At 64.5% G+C, this 15,929-nt stretch carries 19 protein-coding genes; 15 read left to right on the top strand and 4 right to left on the bottom strand.

Annotated elements, in window-relative coordinates:
• The first annotated feature begins 33 nt into the window (after positions 1 to 33).
• The 5 genes from thiC to QOL82_RS17460 all read left to right on the top strand — a co-directional run bounded on the left by thiC (position 34) and on the right by QOL82_RS17460 (position 5,980).
• On the top strand, positions 34 to 1,947 hold the full coding sequence (gene thiC / locus QOL82_RS17480) for a phosphomethylpyrimidine synthase ThiC (protein WP_283443578.1): 1,914 nt from the start codon (positions 34 to 36) through the stop codon (positions 1,945 to 1,947).
• Between the two features lie 3 nt (positions 1,948 to 1,950).
• The gene (thiS, locus tag QOL82_RS17475) at positions 1,951 to 2,154 is read left to right on the top strand and encodes a sulfur carrier protein ThiS (RefSeq protein ID WP_283443577.1); all 204 of its coding nucleotides are present in this window, start codon (positions 1,951 to 1,953) and stop codon (positions 2,152 to 2,154) included.
• 27 nt (positions 2,155 to 2,181) lie between these two features.
• Positions 2,182 to 2,964 (top strand): thiazole synthase, encoded by a 783-nt coding sequence (locus QOL82_RS17470; RefSeq protein ID WP_430438506.1) that lies wholly within the window; start codon positions 2,182 to 2,184, stop codon positions 2,962 to 2,964.
• Positions 2,964 to 3,593, top strand: coding sequence for a thiamine phosphate synthase (thiE, locus tag QOL82_RS17465; RefSeq protein WP_430438505.1), 630 nt, complete (start codon positions 2,964 to 2,966; stop codon positions 3,591 to 3,593). Before QOL82_RS17470 ends, thiE begins: the two co-directional genes overlap by 1 nt.
• Before the next feature lie 119 nt (positions 3,594 to 3,712).
• Positions 3,713 to 5,980, top strand: coding sequence for a UvrD-helicase domain-containing protein (locus tag QOL82_RS17460; protein ID WP_283443574.1), 2,268 nt, complete (start codon positions 3,713 to 3,715; stop codon positions 5,978 to 5,980).
• A 127-nt stretch (positions 5,981 to 6,107) separates the two neighbouring features.
• On the opposite strand, the gene QOL82_RS17455 is transcribed toward QOL82_RS17460, so the two are convergent.
• The 3 genes from QOL82_RS17455 to QOL82_RS17445 all read right to left on the bottom strand — a co-directional run bounded on the left by QOL82_RS17455 (position 6,108) and on the right by QOL82_RS17445 (position 7,925).
• The gene (locus QOL82_RS17455; RefSeq protein WP_283443573.1) at positions 6,108 to 6,575 is read right to left on the bottom strand and encodes a copper chaperone PCu(A)C; all 468 of its coding nucleotides are present in this window, start codon (positions 6,573 to 6,575) and stop codon (positions 6,108 to 6,110) included.
• Between the two features lie 77 nt (positions 6,576 to 6,652).
• Entirely contained in the window at positions 6,653 to 7,123 is a 471-nt protein-coding gene (gene trmL, locus QOL82_RS17450) for a tRNA (uridine(34)/cytosine(34)/5-carboxymethylaminomethyluridine(34)-2'-O)-methyltransferase TrmL (RefSeq protein ID WP_283443572.1), read from the bottom strand.
• A 58-nt stretch (positions 7,124 to 7,181) separates the two neighbouring features.
• Positions 7,182 to 7,925 (bottom strand): ComF family protein, encoded by a 744-nt coding sequence (locus QOL82_RS17445; protein WP_283443571.1) that lies wholly within the window; start codon positions 7,923 to 7,925, stop codon positions 7,182 to 7,184.
• Positions 7,926 to 7,979: 54 nt separating this feature from the next.
• Here QOL82_RS17445 and QOL82_RS17440 point away from each other — a divergent pair, with 54 nt between their 5' ends.
• The 8 genes from QOL82_RS17440 to QOL82_RS17405 all read left to right on the top strand — a co-directional run bounded on the left by QOL82_RS17440 (position 7,980) and on the right by QOL82_RS17405 (position 14,275).
• Complete coding sequence (locus QOL82_RS17440; RefSeq protein ID WP_283443570.1) at positions 7,980 to 8,936, top strand: methyltransferase domain-containing protein; 957 nt, start codon at positions 7,980 to 7,982, stop codon at positions 8,934 to 8,936.
• Positions 8,937 to 9,121: 185 nt separating this feature from the next.
• Complete coding sequence (locus QOL82_RS17435; protein ID WP_283443569.1) at positions 9,122 to 9,595, top strand: DUF2244 domain-containing protein; 474 nt, start codon at positions 9,122 to 9,124, stop codon at positions 9,593 to 9,595.
• A gap of 17 nt (positions 9,596 to 9,612) precedes the next feature.
• The gene (gene coxB, locus QOL82_RS17430) at positions 9,613 to 10,773 is read left to right on the top strand and encodes a cytochrome c oxidase subunit II (RefSeq protein ID WP_283443568.1); all 1,161 of its coding nucleotides are present in this window, start codon (positions 9,613 to 9,615) and stop codon (positions 10,771 to 10,773) included.
• 20 nt (positions 10,774 to 10,793) lie between these two features.
• Positions 10,794 to 12,392: a cytochrome c oxidase subunit I gene (ctaD, locus tag QOL82_RS17425; RefSeq protein ID WP_283443567.1), complete on the top strand. Its 1,599-nt coding sequence runs from the start codon at positions 10,794 to 10,796 to the stop codon at positions 12,390 to 12,392.
• A gap of 44 nt (positions 12,393 to 12,436) precedes the next feature.
• Positions 12,437 to 12,547 (top strand): cytochrome oxidase small assembly protein, encoded by a 111-nt coding sequence (locus QOL82_RS17420; RefSeq protein WP_283443566.1) that lies wholly within the window; start codon positions 12,437 to 12,439, stop codon positions 12,545 to 12,547.
• Positions 12,544 to 13,107: a cytochrome c oxidase assembly protein gene (locus QOL82_RS17415; RefSeq protein WP_283443565.1), complete on the top strand. Its 564-nt coding sequence runs from the start codon at positions 12,544 to 12,546 to the stop codon at positions 13,105 to 13,107. The genes QOL82_RS17420 and QOL82_RS17415 overlap by 4 nt, the downstream gene beginning before the upstream one ends.
• Before the next feature lie 17 nt (positions 13,108 to 13,124).
• Positions 13,125 to 13,346 (top strand): DUF2970 domain-containing protein, encoded by a 222-nt coding sequence (locus QOL82_RS17410; protein WP_283443564.1) that lies wholly within the window; start codon positions 13,125 to 13,127, stop codon positions 13,344 to 13,346.
• A 65-nt stretch (positions 13,347 to 13,411) separates the two neighbouring features.
• The gene (locus QOL82_RS17405) at positions 13,412 to 14,275 is read left to right on the top strand and encodes a cytochrome c oxidase subunit 3 (protein ID WP_283443563.1); all 864 of its coding nucleotides are present in this window, start codon (positions 13,412 to 13,414) and stop codon (positions 14,273 to 14,275) included.
• Between the two features lie 76 nt (positions 14,276 to 14,351).
• On the opposite strand, the gene QOL82_RS17400 is transcribed toward QOL82_RS17405, so the two are convergent.
• Complete coding sequence (locus QOL82_RS17400; RefSeq protein ID WP_283443562.1) at positions 14,352 to 14,558, bottom strand: twin transmembrane helix small protein; 207 nt, start codon at positions 14,556 to 14,558, stop codon at positions 14,352 to 14,354.
• Positions 14,559 to 14,626: 68 nt separating this feature from the next.
• Between QOL82_RS17400 and QOL82_RS17395 the strand changes: the two genes are divergently transcribed.
• Both QOL82_RS17395 and QOL82_RS17390 read left to right on the top strand, forming a co-directional pair.
• Positions 14,627 to 15,349, top strand: a complete 723-nt coding sequence (locus tag QOL82_RS17395; protein ID WP_283443561.1) for an SURF1 family protein — start codon at positions 14,627 to 14,629, stop codon at positions 15,347 to 15,349.
• The gene (locus QOL82_RS17390) at positions 15,336 to 15,926 is read left to right on the top strand and encodes an SCO family protein (protein WP_283443560.1); all 591 of its coding nucleotides are present in this window, start codon (positions 15,336 to 15,338) and stop codon (positions 15,924 to 15,926) included. The genes QOL82_RS17395 and QOL82_RS17390 overlap by 14 nt, the downstream gene beginning before the upstream one ends.
• The last annotated feature ends 3 nt before the right edge of the window (positions 15,927 to 15,929 follow it).

Raw genomic sequence — 15,929 nt, 5'->3', positions numbered from 1 at the left:
GGACTTCCTTCGCAACTCAACGCCAAGGACGCCATGAACGCCAATCCCCAATTCCTCGCCGCCACCGCCCAGGTGGACGAAGCCGCGGTCCACCCGCTGCCCAACTCCAAGAAAGTCTATGTCCAAGGTTCGCGCCCGGACATCCGCGTGCCGATGCGCCAGGTCAGCCAGAGCGACACGCCGGCGTCCTTCGGCGCCGAGCCGAATCCGCCCATCTACGTCTACGACTGCTCCGGTCCGTACAGCGACCCGGAGGTCAAGATCGACATCCGTTCCGGCCTGCCTGCGCTGCGCGCGGCCTGGATCGCCGAGCGCGGCGACACCGAGGAACTGCCGGGACCGACCTCGCAATACGGCATCGAGCGGCTGAACGACCCGAAGCTGGCCGAGCTGCGTTTCAACCTGCACCGCAAGCCGCGCCAGGCGATCGAAGGCAAGAACGTCACGCAGATGCACTATGCGCGCCAGGGCATCATCACGCCGGAGATGGAATACATCGCCATTCGCGAGAACCTGCAGCGCAAGGAATACCTGGAAAGCCTGAAACAGACCGGGCCGATGGGCCAGAAGCTGGCCGACCTGATGGGCCGCCAGCATCCGGGCCAGTCCTTCGGCGCGGCTATTCCGGCTGAGATCACGCCGGAATTCGTGCGCAGCGAAGTGGCCCGCGGCCGTGCGATCATCCCGAACAACATCAATCACCCGGAAAGCGAGCCGATGATCATCGGCCGCAACTTCCTGGTGAAGATCAACGCCAACATCGGCAACTCGGCGGTGACCTCGTCCATCGGCGAGGAAGTCGAGAAGATGACCTGGTCGATCCGCTGGGGCGGCGACACCGTGATGGACCTGTCCACCGGCAAGCACATCCATGAAACCCGCGAGTGGATCATCCGCAATTCGCCGGTGCCCATCGGCACCGTGCCGATCTACCAGGCGCTGGAAAAGGTCAACGGCAAGGCCGAGGACCTGACCTGGGAAATCTTCCGCGACACATTGATCGAGCAGGCGGAGCAGGGCGTGGACTATTTCACCATCCACGCCGGCGTGCTGCTGCGCTACGTGCCGCTGACGGCCAAGCGCATGACCGGCATCGTCTCCCGCGGCGGCTCCATCATGGCGAAATGGTGCCTCGCGCATCACCGCGAGTCCTTCCTGTACGAGCATTTCGAGGACATCTGCGAGATCATGAAGCGCTACGACGTCGCGTTCTCGCTGGGCGACGGCCTGCGTCCCGGCTCGATCTACGATGCCAACGACGAAGCGCAGCTGGGCGAGCTGAAGACCCTGGGCGAACTGACGCAGATCGCCTGGAAGCATGACGTGCAGGTGATGATCGAAGGCCCCGGCCACGTGCCGATGCAGCTGATCAAGGAAAACATGGACCTGCAACTGGAGCAGTGCCACGAGGCGCCGTTCTACACGCTGGGACCGCTGACGACCGACATCGCGCCGGGCTACGACCACATCACCTCCGGCATCGGCGCGGCGCAGATCGGCTGGTACGGCACCGCGATGCTGTGCTACGTGACGCCGAAGGAGCATCTGGGCCTGCCCAACAAGGTGGACGTGAAGGACGGCATCATCACCTACAAGATCGCCGCCCATGCGGCCGATCTCGCCAAGGGCCATCCGGGCGCGCAGATCCGCGACAACGCGCTGTCGAAAGCCCGTTTCGAGTTCCGCTGGGAAGACCAGTTCAACATCGGCCTGGACCCGGACAAGGCGCGTGAATTCCATGACGAGACCCTGCCCAAGGATTCGGCCAAGGTCGCCCATTTCTGCTCGATGTGCGGACCGCATTTCTGCTCGATGAAGATCACGCAGGAAGTACGCGAGTATGCGGCGAAGGAAGGCATCTCGGACATCGCCGCGCTGAAGAAGGGCATGGAAGTCAAGGCGGTCGAGTTCGTGAAGAACGGCGCCGAGATCTACCGGAAGCAGTAAGCCATGGTGGAGATCGAACTCAACGGCGCGCCGCACGCGGCGCCCGAGAACGGCAGCCTTGCCGACCTGGTCGCCGCGCTGGACCTGGCCGGGAAGGGGCTGGCGATCGCTGTCAACCGCGAAGTCGTGCCGCGCCAGGCCTGGGACACGCGGCGGCTGCAGCCGCGCGACCGGGTCGACATCGTCCGGGCCATCGGCGGCGGCTGAAACCACATTCGAAAGGAAAGCATGAGCATGACTACCGAAGGGCTGACCATCGCCGGCAAGACCTACAATTCGCGGCTGCTGGTGGGCAGCGGCAAGTACCGCGACCTGGAACAGACCAGGCTCGCGACCGAAGCCAGCGGCGCCGACATCATCACGGTCGCCATCCGCCGGGTCAATATCGGGCAGGACCCGAACGCGCCCAGCCTGCTGGACGTGGTGCCGCCGTCGCGCTACACCATCCTGCCCAATACCGCCGGCTGCTACAACGCCGAGGACGCGGTCTACACGCTGCAATTGGCGCGCGAACTGCTCAACGGCCACAAGCTGGTCAAGCTCGAGGTGCTGGGCGACGAGAAGACGCTGTTCCCCAACATGCCCGAGACGCTGAAGGCGGCCGAGCGGCTGGTGAAGGACGGCTTCGACGTGATGGTCTATTGCAGCGACGACCCGATACAGGCGCGCATGCTGGAAGACCTGGGCTGCGTGGCGGTGATGCCGCTGGCCTCGCTGATCGGCTCCGGCATGGGCATCCTGAACCCGTGGAACCTGTCGCTGATCATCGAGCAGGCGAAGGTGCCGGTGCTGGTGGATGCCGGCGTCGGCACGGCGTCGGATGCGGCCATCGCGATGGAGCTGGGCTGCGACGGCGTGCTGATGAATACCGCGATTGCCGGCGCGCAGGACCCGGTGCGCATGGCGCGCGCAATGCGGCTGGCGGTGGAGGCCGGGCGCGAGGCCTACCTGGCCGGCCGGGTGCCGAAGCGCTTCGCCGCGCAACCGTCGTCGCCGATGGCGGGGCGGGTCGCATGATGGGAGCGAACATGCAGGCGGCATTGAAAGGGCTATACCTGGTCACGCCGGACTGGGACGACACCGACAGGCTGGTTTCCATCAGCGAGGCCGGGCTGAAGGGCGGCGCGGCGCTGCTGCAGTACCGCCACAAGACCGCGAGCCCGTCGCTGCGGCGCGAGCAGGCGACGGCCCTGCTGGCGCTGTGCCGCCGCCAGGGCAAGCCCTTCATCATCAACGACTATCCCGAACTGTGCGTCGAACTCGACGCGGACGGCATCCATGTCGGCGGCACCGACGCCTCGGTGGCGGAGGTGCGCCGGCAGGTCGGGCCGGATCGCATCGTCGGTTCATCGTGCTACGGCAGCCTGGAGCTGGCGCAGTCCGCGCAGGCGGCAGGCGCGAGCTATGTCGCGTTCGGCGGCTTCTATCCGTCGCGGATCAAGAAATATGAAGTCAGCACGCCGGTCGACATCGTCACCCGCGCCAGGCAGGCGGTGGCGCTGCCCAACGTCGTCATCGGCGGCATGACGCGCGAAAATGCCGTGCCGCTGATCGCCGCCGGCGCGGACATGGTGGCGGTGATCAGCAGCGTGTATTTCGCGGATGACCCGGAAGGCGCGGCGCGGGCGCTGGCAGGCCTGTTCTGATCCGCATATTCGTCGGGTGTAATGCGCTGGCGCTTATTACACCCGACGACATTGGGGGTATCCCGAAATCCCGGTTAGTCGATGCCGGTTGAAACCCCCGCAGGCTTATAATCTTGCGGATGCAAAATCTACTCCATAATCTTAATCCGGAGCAACTCGCCGCCGTCACTTTACCCGCGCAGTCCGCGCTGATCCTGGCCGGCGCCGGTTCCGGCAAGACCCGGGTGCTGACCACCCGCATCGCCTGGCTGGTCCAGACCGGGCAGATTTCTCCCGGCGGCCTGCTGGCGGTCACCTTCACCAACAAGGCGGCCAAGGAAATGATGACGCGGCTGTCCGCGATGCTGCCGATCAACACGCGTGGCATGTGGATAGGCACCTTCCACGGCCTGTGCAACCGGCTGCTGCGCGCGCATTACCGCGACGCCGCGCTGCCCCAGTCCTTCCAGATCCTCGACACCCAGGACCAGCTCTCGATGATCAAGCGCATGCTCAAGGCGCTCAACATCGACGATGAAAAGTATCCGCCGCGCAGCCTGATGTATTTCATCAATGGCGCGAAGGACCAGGGCCTGCGCGCGAAGGATGTCGAGGTGCATGACGACTTCCACCGCAAGTTCGTCGAGCTCTACGATTTCTACGACAACCAGTGCCAGCGCGAAGGCGTGGTCGACTTTGCCGAACTGCTGCTGCGCAGCTACGAGCTGCTGTCTCGCAGCCAGCCGCTGCGCGAGCATTACCAGGGGCGCTTCCGCCACATCCTGGTCGACGAGTTCCAGGACACCAACAACCTGCAGTACAGCTGGCTGAAGCTGCTGGCCGGCCGCGACAATGCGGTGTTCGCGGTCGGCGACGACGACCAGAGCATCTACGCGTTCCGCGGCGCCAATGTCGGCAACATGTCCTCGTTCGAGCGCGAATTCCAGGTGCAGAACCTGATCCGGCTGGAGCAGAACTACCGGTCGCACGGCCACATCCTGGACGCCGCCAACACGCTCATTGCGCACAATACCAAGCGGCTGGGCAAGAACCTGCGCACCGACGCCGGCCACGGCGAGCAGATCCGCATCTATGAAGCCAGCAGCGACCTGCAGGAAGCCACCTGGATCATCGAGGAAAGCAAGAGCCTGATCGCCGAGGGCGCGCTGCGCAGCGAGATCGCGGTGCTCTACCGTTCCAATGCGCAGTCGCGGGTGATCGAGCATGCGCTGTTCACCGCCGGCATACCGTACCGGGTCTATGGCGGCCAGCGCTTCTTCGAACGCGCGGAGATCAAGCACGCGATTGCCTACCTGCAGCTGATCGACAATCCGAACAACGACTCGGCCTTCCTGCGCGCCGTCAATTTCCCGACGCGCGGCATCGGTGCGCGCTCGCTGGAGCAGCTGCAGGACGCCGCGCGGCAGCACGGGCTGTCGCTGCATGACGCGGTCGCGCAGGTGCCGGGCAAGCCGGGCGTGCTGCTGGGCCGCTTCGTCGAGATGCTGGACAACGTGCGGCGCGACACCAGCGTTTTGCCGCTGCCGGACATGGTGCAGGCGGTGCTGGAGGCGAGCGGGCTGCTGGTCCATTACCAGAACGAGAAGGAAGGCGCGGACCGCATCGAAAACCTCGAGCAGCTGGTCAGCGCGGCGACGCTGTTCATCGCCGAGGAAGGCTTCGGCCGCGCCGCGCCGGCGCTGCAGGGACCGTCGTCGGAAGCGATGGCGGGCGCGGCCATCGTCAACGGCGACGGCGTGGAAATCATCGACGCCGACGCGCCGCTCAATGTCGTGATGTCGCCGCTGTCGGCCTTCCTGTCGCATGCGTCGCTGGAAGCGGGCGACAACCAGGCGCAGGCCGGGCAGGATGCGATGCAGCTGATGACCGTGCATTCGGCCAAGGGCCTGGAGTTCGACGCGGTGTTCATCACCGGCCTGGAAGAGGGCCTGTTCCCGCATGACAACAGCGAGAAGGAGGAGGGCGGGGTCGAGGAAGAGCGGCGGCTGATGTATGTCGCGATCACGCGCGCCCGGCAGCGGCTCTACCTGAGTTTTTCACAGACCCGGATGCTGCACGGCCAGACCCGTTTCAACGTCAAGTCGCGCTTCTTCGACGAACTGCCCGAAGAGGCATTGAAGTGGCTATCGCCCAAGGTGCAGCATCACTGGTTCGCGAACCAGCAGCAGAAGGCCGCATGGGTGGACGTGCCGTCGCGGCCGTCGGAGCGTACGCAGACCGATTCCGGCTGGCGGATAGGGCAGAGCGTGCATCACCAGAAGTTCGGCGAGGGCGTGATCGTCAACATCGAAGGCGGCGGCGGCAGCGCCCGCGCCAGCATCAACTTCGGCCGCAACGGCATGAAGCTGCTGGACCTGACGATCGCGAAGCTGGAAAAGGTGGAGTGACGGCGGGCCCGGCGCGCCGGGTCAACCGCCGTGCGGCGAACCCCGTGCCGGCGTGGCGGCTGCGCCGCCCGGCGCTTCGTGAGCCGGCGGCGGCATCACGCGCATCGCGCCGGCCGCTATCCGCTGATCAATGCCCATGCCCGGCCGGCTTTGCCTGCTTGCCGCCGACGGTCACCGTCACCTCCACCTTGCCGCCCTTCTCGAACGTCAGCGTCAGCGGAAAAGCGGCGCCTTCCTGCAGCGGCTGCTTCAGTCCGGTCAGCATGATGTGGTAGCCCATGCCGGGCTTCATTTCGACCCTGGCCGCAGGCGCCAGCGGCAGTTCGCCGACTTCGCGCATGCGCATCACGTCGCCGTCCATGCGCATGGTGTGGATTTCGGCCGACTGCGCGACCGGCGAGCTGACGCCGACCAGGCGGTCGGCGCTGGCGCCGGTGTTTTCCAGCGTCAGGTAGGCGGCGGCGCCGGGCTGGCCGGGAACCGTGGGCCGGGCATGCGGCGCCGTGATGTTGATGGCGCCTGCCCGGTAGTCGGCGGCATGGACTGCGCCGGCCAGCAGCGCTGCGGAAAAGACCGCCAGGAATTGCTTGATCATGGTGCCCTTGTAATCAGGTGTGCAGCCGACGGCATGCGGATTCCGGATTATAAGGCGGGCATCAGCCAAAGGCTGCGTCAGCTGCCGCCGTCATAGCCATTCTGGCGCCAGGCTTCATAGACGACGACGGCGACCGTGTTGGACAGGTTGACGCTGCGGTTGCCTGGCCGCATCGGCAGACGGATGCGCTGCGCAGCGGGAAAGGCGTCGCGCCGCTCGGGCGCCAGGCCACGGGTCTCGGAACCGAACACGAACACGTCGCCCGGCTGGAAATGCATGCTCGCAAACGGCGTCGAACCGTGGGTGGTCAGCGCGAACATGCGCGCCGGGTCCGGCTGCTCGCTGGCCAGGTAGGCATCCCAGCCGGCATGCACCTTCATCGCGGCGAACTCGTGGTAATCGAGGCCGGCGCGGCGCATGCGGGCGTCGTCCAGCGGAAAGCCCAGCGGCTCGACCAGGTGCAGCTGCGCACCGGTATTGGCGCACAAGCGGATGATATTGCCGGTATTCGGTGGAATCTCGGGTTCGACCAGTACGACATGAAACAAGGACATCTCCTTCGGAAGGTAAGTGTTCGGCGGCTCGGTGGCTCGGCAGGTCACCGGTTCAGCGGCGCGGCGTCCGCGCAAACGCCAGGCAGGTGACGCGCACGGCGCCGGCCCGCTTGAGCGTGGCGGCAATCTCGTCCAGCGTGACGCCGGTGGTGATCACGTCGTCGATGACGCCGACGTGCCGGCCGCGCACCCGCTCCCGCATGGCCGCCGGCACCGCGAAAGCCTGGCGCAGGTTGGCGCGCCGCTCGCCGGGCGCCAGCAGCGTCTGCGGCGCGGTGTCGCGGCAGCGTTCCAGCAGCCTGGCCCGCAGCGGCAGCCCGAGGTCGCGCGCCAGCGTCCGGCCGATTTCCAGCGCCTGGTTGAAGCCGCGCTCGGCCAGCCGCCGGCCGCCCAGCGGCACCGGCGCAAGCAGCGCCGGCCATGATGCGGACGGCTGCCGGCGCATCGCCTGCGCGAGCAGGCCGCCGAAAAGCGGCGCCAACGCCAGCTGCGCGCCGAACTTCAGGTCCAGCACCAGCTGGTCCAGCGGCGCCTCGTAGTCGGTGACGACGACCGTGGCGTCGAAGGCGGGCGGGCGCCGCAGGCAGCTGCCGCAGAGGCTGGCGGCGCCCGCCCCGGCGGGCAGCAGCGTCGCGCACTGGCGGCAGCGCGGCGCCGGCGGCGCGAGATAGCGCTGGCGGCAGCCGTCGCACAGCACCGACGCCGCGCCGCATCCGCACAGCGCGCAGCAGCAGGGCATGCCGGCGCGCAGGCGTGCGGCAAGAAGCTGTGAGCGGTGTCGGAGCAAGGCGAGCATGGAGCGGCAAATCCTGCGACAGGGTAAACTTGCCGCGATTATCTCATTGGACCGATGCCTGCCGTGGCCCCACCTTCCCAGTCTTCTCCCCCCGCCGAGCGCATCAGCGCGCCGATCGACCTGCAGCAGGTGCGCCGCCTGTTCGCCAGCCCGGCGCGCGTCGCCGAGTCGGGCTTCCTGCGGCGCGAGATCGCCGGCCGCATGTTCGAACGGCTCGAACTGATCAAGCTTGCGCCCAGCGTGGTGCTGGACGCCGGCTGCGGCGACGGCGCCGACCTGCCGGTGCTGCGGCAGCGTTTCGGCGGCGCACGGCTGGTCGGCGTCGATGCGTCCGCGGCCATGCTGCAGGCCGCGCGCGCCAGCCAGACCGCCGCGCAGTCGTCGATGAACCGGCTGCTCCAGCGCTGGCTGCCCAAAAGCGCGGCCGGGCCGGGCATCGGCGCCGAACTGGCCTGCGCCGACTTCGCGCAGCTGCCGCTGGCGGCCGGCAGCGCCGACCTGGTCTGGTCCAACCTGGCCCTGCACTGGCATCCGCAGCCGCACCGGGTGTTCGCCGAATGGCGCCGGGTGCTGCGGGTCGACGGCCTGCTGATGTTTTCCTGCTTCGGCCCGGACTCGTTCCGGGAGTTGCGCAGCGCCTGGGCGGCGGCCGGCCCGCAGCCGCGGGTGCTGCCGTTTGTCGACATGCATGATTTCGGCGACATGCTGATCGACGCCGGCTTCGCCACGCCGGTGATGGACATGGAAACCATCACCGTCACCTATGCCGATCCGCAGAAGCTGCTGCAGGACGTGCGCGCCTGGGGCGGCAACCCGCTTTCCACCCGCAGCCGCGGCCTGGTCGGCCATGCCGCCTACCGGCGCATGCTGGCCGCCTTGGAAGCCGGCCGGCGGGACGACGGCACGCTGCCGCTGACCTTTGAAATCGTCTACGGACACGCTTTTTGCCCGGCGCCGCGCACCACGTCCAGCGGCGAATCGATTATCCGCTTCGACCGGCCGAGGAAATAATCGGCCCGGCGGCCGTTCCGGCGTCGAAGCGCGGCCGAAACGGCTGTCGGGCGCATGATAATGCCGGTTTGACGCGCCGCTGACCGCCCGTTATTTCACTTGATGCTATTACACGTTCCCCCTTATACTTCGCTGGTTTTACATAGTGCGGGTTTGGCGCGACCATCGACAGCAGGCAGGCAGCGATGAGCAGCAGGGAGTGGATCCTGAAACGCAATTGTTCGATTGCACCCCGGCAGCTGGCGATGGTTTATGCAGGCTTGTGTTCGGTTTCGCTGACAGTCGCCGTCTTATTCACCTTGCGCGGCGCCTGGTACATCCTCGGCTTTGCGGTTCTTGAACTGGCGGCGGTAGGTCTGGCTTTTTTTCAGTACGGGCGCCATGCGACAGATCGCGAACGCATCGTTTTGAGTGAAGACACCCTCCTGATAGAACTGGTCCGGGCCGAGCAGGCCAGCCCTCACCGGCTGGACCCGCATGCGGCGAGGGTCGATTTGCCGGACGGGCACCGCGGCCTGATCGTGGTGGAGGCGGCCGGCGTCAGGGTCGAGGTCGGGAGATTCCTGACCAGCTGGCGGCGGCGCGAATTTGCAAGGGAACTTGCACAGGCAATACGGCAGGCGCAGCGAGTCGGGCTGGAACTACAGAATTCTAATTAAGGGCATTTGAGGAAATCATGAAACAAGCGAAGCGCCTTCAATCATTGATGCTCGGTGCATTGTTCATGGCGGCTGGTATGCCGTCGTGGGCGGTGGTCGATAGCCCTGGAGGTCCGGCTGTACGCCAGATGACGTTCCAACAACCTGTTACCCAGATTGCTGCCGAGATCAATACGCTGCACAACTGGATGATGGGCATCTGCCTCGCCATCTTCTTTGCAGTGTTCGGCGTGATGCTTTATTCCATCATGAAGCACCGCAAGTCGCTTGGCCACAAGTCGGCCAGTTTCCACGAGAGCACCGCAGTCGAGATCGGCTGGACCATCGTGCCTTTCGTCATCATCATCCTGATGGCGCTGCCTGCAACCCGCACCGTGGTCGCGATGAAGGACACGTCCAACGCCGACCTGACCATCAAGGCCACCGGCATGCAATGGAAATGGGGCTACGACTACCTGAAAGGCGAGGGCGAGGGCATTTCCTTCCTGTCCAACCTGAGCACGCCGCGCGAACAGACGATGGACCATAATGTCGCCAAGAGCGACAACTACCTGATCGAAGTGGACAACCCCGTCGTCGTGCCGGTCAACAAGAAAGTGCGCATCGTCACCACCGCCAATGACGTGATCCACGCCTGGGGCGTGCCGTCGTTCGGCGTCAAGCAGGATGCGATTCCGGGCTTCGTCCGCGACACCTGGTTCCGCGCGGAGAAGGTCGGCGTCTACCGCGGCCAGTGCTATGAGCTGTGCGGCAAGGACCATGCATTCATGCCTATCGTCGTCAACGTGGTCAGCGACGCCGACTACACGAAGTGGGTCTCCGACAAGAAGAAGGAAATGGCTGCAATGGCAGACGATCCGAACAAGACCTGGACCATCGACGAGATGAAGGTCCGCGGCGAGAAGATCTACGCTGCCAACTGCGTCGCCTGCCACCAGGCCAACGGCAAGGGCGTCCCGGGCGCATTCCCCGCGCTGGACGGTTCGGCCGTGGTCACCGGTCCCAAGGGTCCGCAGATTGACATCTTGTTGAACGGCAAGAACGCGATGCCTGCATGGAAATCGGTCCTGTCGGATACGGACATTGCCGCCGTGATCACCTACACCCGCAACAGCTGGTCGAACAAGGCGCAGGAAAACATCGTTCAACCGGCCGAAGTCGTGGCTGCGCGCAAGTAATCGAAATTTAGGAGTATGAGATGAGCACAACCGTTGTTGACCACGTACACGATCACTCACACGACGACCACGCGCACGATCATCCGCATGGCTGGCGCCGCTGGTTGTTCGCGACCAACCACAAGGACATCGGCACGCTGTACCTGTGGTTCTCGTTCACCATGCTGCTGTCCGGCGGCGTGCTCGCGCTGGGCATCCGCGCCGAGCTGTTCCAGCCTGGCCTGCAGTTCTTCCGTCCGGAGTTCTTCAACCAGCTGACCACGATGCATGGCCTGATCATGGTGTTCGGCGCGATCATGCCGGCCTTCGTCGGCTTCGCCAACTGGATGATCCCGCTGCAGATCGGCGCGTCCGACATGGCCTTCGCCCGGATGAACAACTTCTCGTTCTGGCTGCTGCCGCCCGCCGCGATCCTGCTGGTGACCTCCTTCCTGGTCCCGGGCGGCGCCACCGCTGCCGGCTGGACGCTGTATGCGCCGCTGTCGACCCAGATGGGCGTCGGCATGGACATGGGCATCTTTGCAATGCACATCATGGGCGCCTCGTCCATCATGGGCTCGATCAACATCATCGTCACCATCCTGAACATGCGCGCTCCCGGCATGACCCTGATGAAGATGCCGATGTTCTGCTGGACCTGGCTGATCACCGCCTACCTGCTGATCGCCGTGATGCCCGTGCTGGCCGGCGCCATCACGATGACCCTGACCGACCGCCATTTCGGCACCTCGTTCTTCAACGCGGCCGGCGGCGGCGACCCGGTGATGTACCAGCACATTTTCTGGTTCTTCGGCCATCCCGAGGTGTACATCATGATCCTGCCGGCATTCGGCATCATCTCGCACATCATCCCGGCGTTTGCCCGCAAGACCCTGTTCGGCTATGCATCGATGGTGTACGCCACCTCGTCGATCGCGATTCTGTCCTTCATCGTCTGGGCGCATCACATGTTCGCCACCGGCATGCCGGTCACCGCGCAGCTGTTCTTCATGTACGCGACAATGCTGATCGCGGTGCCAACCGGCGTAAAGGTGTTCAACTGGATCGCCACGATGTGGCGCGGTTCGATGACGTTCGAGACCCCGATGCTGTTCGCAATCGGCTTCATCTTCGTCTTCACGATGGGCGGCTTCACCGGCCTGATCCTGGCCGTGACCCCGATCGACATCCAGATGCAGGATACCTACTACGTGGTGGCGCACTTCCACTACGTGCTGGTGGCCGGCTCGCTGTTCGCGATGTTCGCGGGCTTCTACTACTGGGGTCCGAAGTGGACCGGTTACATGTACAACGAAGGCCGCGGCAAGTTCCACTTCTGGCTTTCGCTGATCACGTTCAACATAACCTTCTTCCCGATGCACTTCCTGGGACTGGCCGGCATGCCGCGTCGCTATGCCGACTACCCGGCGCAGTTCACCGACTTCAACATGATTGCCTCGATCGGCGCGTTCGGCTTCGGCCTGGCGCAGGTCTACTTCCTGTTCTTCGTCGTGCTGCCTTCGATCCGCGGCGGCGAAAAAGCCCCGGCCAAGCCATGGGATGGCGCCGAAGGCCTCGAATGGACCGTGCCTAGCCCGGCCCCGTTCCATACCTTCGAAACCCCACCGATGGTCAAGTAACCAAGCAAGGGAACAGGCGGGCGCGAGTCCGCCTGTTCAAGCAAATGTCGAAACAACAAAAGCCGAACAATCTCAGGACCGCACTGATCCTGGCACTGGTCGCAGTGGGATTTTTCATCGGACTTTTCGTCAAGCGCGTCTGGTTTCAGCAATGACACAACCATCCAACGACGGCTACACCAGGAAGCTCAACGCAACGACGCTGAGCAAACTGCTCGTGGTCGCCGTCATGATGTTCGGCTTCGGCTATGCGCTGATCCCGGTGTACAAGCAGATTTGCGAGCTGACCGGCATCAACCTGCTCACGCCCAAGGACGCGACGGTCGAACCGGTGGCCAATACGCAGGTCGACAAGTCCCGCACGATCACCATCGAGTTCGACGCCAACGCGCAGGGACCGTGGCGCTTCCGGCCCACGGTCAGCAGCATGCAGGTGCATCCGGGCGAGATGGCGCAAGTGGTCTATGAAGTGGTGAACACCCAGCCGCGCAGCATCGACGCGCAGGCAATACCGAGTTACGCGCCGCAGCAGGCGGCGGCGCATTTCAAGAAAGTCGAATGCTTCTGTTTCCAGCAGCAGACCTTGAAACCGAATGAGGCGAAGCAGATGCCGGTCGTGTTCTATGTCGACCCGGCGCTGCCCAGGGACGTAAAAATAATCACCCTGTCGTATACGTTCTTCGAAATAGGCGGCAGCGCCAAAACCGCAAGCTGACGGGCAGGCACAAATATATGGACGAGCAGGAGCGGGTGCAGGTCACGCAGCGCAAGATGTCCTTTGGCGCGACGATGAAGGCGGTGTTCTGGTCCTTTTTCGGCGTGCGCAAGCGGCGGGACTATGAAAAGGACGCGGCGCAGCTCAACCCGGTGTATGTGATCATCGCCGGCCTGATCGGAGCGGCGCTGTTCATCGCGGTGCTGATCTTCATCGTCAGGATGGTCGTGGCGAAATAGCAGTGCAGGGAAGCGTTGCAGGCGGCTGGAACAACAGAATCAGAGTTTGAATATTGGAGGGGGAAATGAGCACTCAACACGGCGGGACCGCACCTTACTACTACGTACCGGGGCCATCACGGTGGCCGATGCTGGCCGGCATTTCGATGCTGATCACCATGATCGGCGCTTCCGGCTGGGTCAACGGCGCAAGCTGGGCGCCCTATGTCAACATACTGGGCATCATCGGCTTCCTGGCGGTGCTGTACGGCTGGTTCGGCGACGCGATCGCCGAATCCGAAGGCGGCCTGTACAACAAGCGCATCGACGTCTCCTATCGCTGGAGCATGAGCTGGTTCATCTTCTCCGAGGTGATGTTCTTCGCCGCCTTCTTCGGCGCGCTGTTCTATGCCCGCAGCATCACGATGCCATGGCTGGCGGACCTCGACAACAAGCTGCTGTGGCCGGACTTTTCGGCGCAGTGGGGCAATGCCGGTCCCGGCGGCACGATCGAGAACTTCCGCACGATGGGCCCGTTTCCGATCCCGACCATCAACACCGCGCTGCTGCTGACCTCGGGCGTGACGCTGACCATCTCGCACCATGCGCTGCGCGCCGGTCACCGTGCCCAGACTGCCTTCTGGCTTGCCGCAACCGTCCTGCTGGGCGCGGTCTTCATGGGCTTCCAGGTCTATGAGTACATGCATGCCTATAGCGAACTGAACCTGAAGCTGACGTCCGGCATCTACGGCTCGACTTTCTTCATGCTGACCGGCTTTCACGGCTTCCACGTGACCATGGGCGCGATCATGCTGTCGGTGGTGCTGTACCGCGTGATGAAGGGCCACTTCACCCCGGAAAACCATTTCGCGTTCGAAGGCGCAGCCTGGTACTGGCACTTCGTCGACGTCGTGTGGCTGGGACTGTACGTGGTGGTCTACTGGCTTTAAACCGCCGCATCGCCAAAAAAGCCGCACCTCGGTGCGGCTTTTTTACTGCGGGCCACGGGTTTCAGGGGGTAGGGTCCTAGCGCAGGCCGATGCCGGTGGGCTGGATATAGCCGAGGCGGTAGGCGGTCAGTAGCAGGATGAATAGCGCGATCGAGAATCCGACCCGGAATGCCAGCGCGTGGACCGTGCGGTTGCTCGTGCCCTTGTCCTTCATCAGGAAGAACAGCGCCGAGCCGAGGCTGGCAATGATAAGGATGAAACCAATGGCGACGATGATTTTCATGGTGGGATGGGGCCGCGGCATGCTGCAGGCCGCACGCCGGTGTTTATGAATTGTCAGGACCCATTGTAATGCCATTCAGTTTTCACTTTCGCCTGCTGCCTTTTATCGCGATGCTGGTCGTTGCGGCAATCGGCGTGTCGCTGGGCCAATGGCAACTGGGACGCGCCACGGAAAAGGAAGCGATCGAGCAGCGCATCGCGACGCGGGAAAAGGCGCCGCCGCTGCGGCTCGAAGGCGTCGCCGCCAGCGCGGCCGATGCCGATGCGCTCGAATTCCGGCAGGTGACGGTGCGCGGCGAGTTCCTGCCTGGCTGGACCATCTACCTGGACAACCGGCCCCATGCGGGAAAACCCGGGTTTCATGTGATGACGCCATTGAAAATTGCGGGTTCCAGCCGCCATATCATTGTTGCGCGCGGCTGGATCGCGCGGGACGTGGCGGACCGCAGCCGCATCCCGCCGATTGCCACGCCGACCGGCGTCGTCGAAGTGACCGGCAGCGCGCGCCGGCATGCCGGTCGCCTGCTGCAGCTGGGGCAGCCCGCGCCGCTGAAACCGGGCGCGATCGTGCAGAACCTGGATGCGGCGCAGCTTGCACAGGCCAGCGGCCTCGAGATCGAGCCGTTCATCGTCGAGCAGACCGGCGGCCCGGACGACGGCTTGGTGCGCGACTGGCCGCGGCCGTCGCTGGGCATCGACCGGCACTATGGCTATGCTTTTCAGTGGTTCGCGCTCGCCGCGACCGCCTTCCTCTTTTATGTCGTGACGGGATTCAAACGTGCAAGCAAATAAACCGCAAAGCCAGGGACGCTGGAAACTGTTCCTCATCATCCTGGTCTGCGCTTCGCCGCTGATCGCTTCCTACCTGACGTACTACGTGATCAAGCCCGAGGGCCGCACCAACTATGGCACGCTGATCGACCCGCGCAATTACCCGCTGCCGCAACTGAACGCCACCGCGCTGGATGGCAAGCCGGCCGGGCTGGAAAATTACAAGGGCAAATGGATCATGCTGCAGGCCGACAGCGGCGACTGCGCCGAAGCCTGCCGCACCAAGCTGTTCCAGCAGCGGCAGCTGCGCCTGACCCAGGGCAAGGAAATGGACCGTATCGAACGCGTCTGGCTGGTCATCGACGACAAGCCGGTCGACACCGTCCTGCTGAAGGAGTACGACGGCACCCGCGTGCTGCGGACCGACCCGGCCAGGCTGAAGCAGTGGCTGCCGGTCGAGCAGGGCGCGACGGTGACCGACCATGTGTACCTCATCGACCCGCTGGGCAACCTGATGATGCGCTTCCCCAAAAATCCGGACCCGAACAAGATGAAAAAAGATATCGGCAAGCTGCTGCGCGCGTCGAGCATCGGGTAACGC

It is taken from the genome of Noviherbaspirillum suwonense, from assembly GCF_900182955.1.
In the GTDB taxonomy this organism is placed as follows: Bacteria; Pseudomonadota; Gammaproteobacteria; order Burkholderiales; family Burkholderiaceae_D; genus Noviherbaspirillum_A; species Noviherbaspirillum_A suwonense.
The sequence above is the reverse complement of the archived record's forward strand: the minus strand, read 5'-3'. Positions and strand labels throughout refer to the sequence as shown.

Excerpts from the sequence above, each read along its gene's own strand:
- thiC (WP_283443578.1), top strand. The coding sequence starts at position 34 with ATGAACGCCAATCCCCAATTCCTCGCCGCCACCGCCCAGGTGGACGAA.
- thiS (WP_283443577.1), top strand. The coding sequence starts at position 1,951 with ATGGTGGAGATCGAACTCAACGGCGCGCCGCACGCGGCGCCCGAGAAC.
- QOL82_RS17470 (WP_430438506.1), top strand. The coding sequence starts at position 2,182 with ATGACTACCGAAGGGCTGACCATCGCCGGCAAGACCTACAATTCGCGG.
- thiE (WP_430438505.1), top strand. The coding sequence starts at position 2,964 with ATGGGAGCGAACATGCAGGCGGCATTGAAAGGGCTATACCTGGTCACG.
- QOL82_RS17460 (WP_283443574.1), top strand. The coding sequence starts at position 3,713 with ATGCAAAATCTACTCCATAATCTTAATCCGGAGCAACTCGCCGCCGTC.
- QOL82_RS17455 (WP_283443573.1), bottom strand. The coding sequence starts at position 6,575 with ATGATCAAGCAATTCCTGGCGGTCTTTTCCGCAGCGCTGCTGGCCGGC.
- QOL82_RS17445 (WP_283443571.1), bottom strand. The coding sequence starts at position 7,925 with ATGCTCGCCTTGCTCCGACACCGCTCACAGCTTCTTGCCGCACGCCTG.
- QOL82_RS17440 (WP_283443570.1), top strand. The coding sequence starts at position 7,980 with ATGCCTGCCGTGGCCCCACCTTCCCAGTCTTCTCCCCCCGCCGAGCGC.
- QOL82_RS17435 (WP_283443569.1), top strand. The coding sequence starts at position 9,122 with ATGAGCAGCAGGGAGTGGATCCTGAAACGCAATTGTTCGATTGCACCC.
- coxB (WP_283443568.1), top strand. The coding sequence starts at position 9,613 with ATGAAACAAGCGAAGCGCCTTCAATCATTGATGCTCGGTGCATTGTTC.
- ctaD (WP_283443567.1), top strand. The coding sequence starts at position 10,794 with ATGAGCACAACCGTTGTTGACCACGTACACGATCACTCACACGACGAC.
- QOL82_RS17420 (WP_283443566.1), top strand. The coding sequence starts at position 12,437 with ATGTCGAAACAACAAAAGCCGAACAATCTCAGGACCGCACTGATCCTG.
- QOL82_RS17415 (WP_283443565.1), top strand. The coding sequence starts at position 12,544 with ATGACACAACCATCCAACGACGGCTACACCAGGAAGCTCAACGCAACG.
- QOL82_RS17410 (WP_283443564.1), top strand. The coding sequence starts at position 13,125 with ATGGACGAGCAGGAGCGGGTGCAGGTCACGCAGCGCAAGATGTCCTTT.
- QOL82_RS17405 (WP_283443563.1), top strand. The coding sequence starts at position 13,412 with ATGAGCACTCAACACGGCGGGACCGCACCTTACTACTACGTACCGGGG.
- QOL82_RS17400 (WP_283443562.1), bottom strand. The coding sequence starts at position 14,558 with ATGAAAATCATCGTCGCCATTGGTTTCATCCTTATCATTGCCAGCCTC.
- QOL82_RS17395 (WP_283443561.1), top strand. The coding sequence starts at position 14,627 with ATGCCATTCAGTTTTCACTTTCGCCTGCTGCCTTTTATCGCGATGCTG.